This is a genomic window from Cohnella fermenti, assembly GCF_004801405.1.
Lineage (GTDB): Bacteria > Bacillota > Bacilli > Paenibacillales > Paenibacillaceae > Cohnella > Cohnella fermenti.
Genome location: NZ_SSOB01000118.1, coordinates 1 through 696, shown reverse-complemented (window position 1 = coordinate 696; position 696 = coordinate 1). Strand labels below are relative to the sequence as shown.

Annotated in this window: 2 rRNA genes; both read left to right on the top strand. The window is 54.6% G+C overall.

Annotated elements, in window-relative coordinates:
- Window positions 1–285, top strand: a 16S ribosomal RNA gene (locus tag E6C55_RS33270); the annotation flags it as partial.
- 294 nt (window positions 286–579) lie between these two features.
- Window positions 580–696 (top strand): 23S ribosomal RNA (locus E6C55_RS33265); the annotation flags it as partial.

Sequence of the window (696 nt, the reverse complement as noted above, 5' to 3'; positions counted from 1 at the left end):
GCCTGCATGAAGTCGGAATTGCTAGTAATCGCGGATCAGCATGCCGCGGTGAATACGTTCCCGGGTCTTGTACACACCGCCCGTCACACCACGAGAGTTTACAACACCCGAAGCCGGTGGGGTAACCTAAGCCGCCCCAGAAAGTGAAGAGTAAGCTGCGAAGCGTATTCCGAATACTTTCCGGGGACCCCGGTTGGGAGCCAGCCGTCGAAGGTGGGGTAGATGATTGGGGTGAAGTCGTAACAAGGTAGCCGTATCGGAAGGTGCGGCTGGATCACCTCCTTTCTAAGGAGCCCTTCGGGGCAATATGAGTAGTACATTCATTACGCTCGAGTTCAGTTTTGAAGGGGCAAGCGACTTCGGTCGATTGCATTCTTCACACACCTTGTACCTTGACAACTGGATACGAAACGATTAGCGCAATGTAGAATGGATCTTCTGCCTTAGTGGTTTGCATCCCGACAACGACTCTAACGAGCCGTTGCGGGTTCCTGACAATCTCTCTCGCCTTTGGCGATAGCGATTGCAGGTGGTTGACAACCTCCCTACTAGCCTTTGGCTAACGGGAAGTTGCAACGTGGTTAAGCTAATAAGGGCGCACGGAGGATGCCTAGGCGCCAGGAGCTGAAGAAGGACGCGGCGAACAGCGAAATTGCCTCGGGGAGCCGTAAGCAGGCGTTGATCCGGGGATGTCCG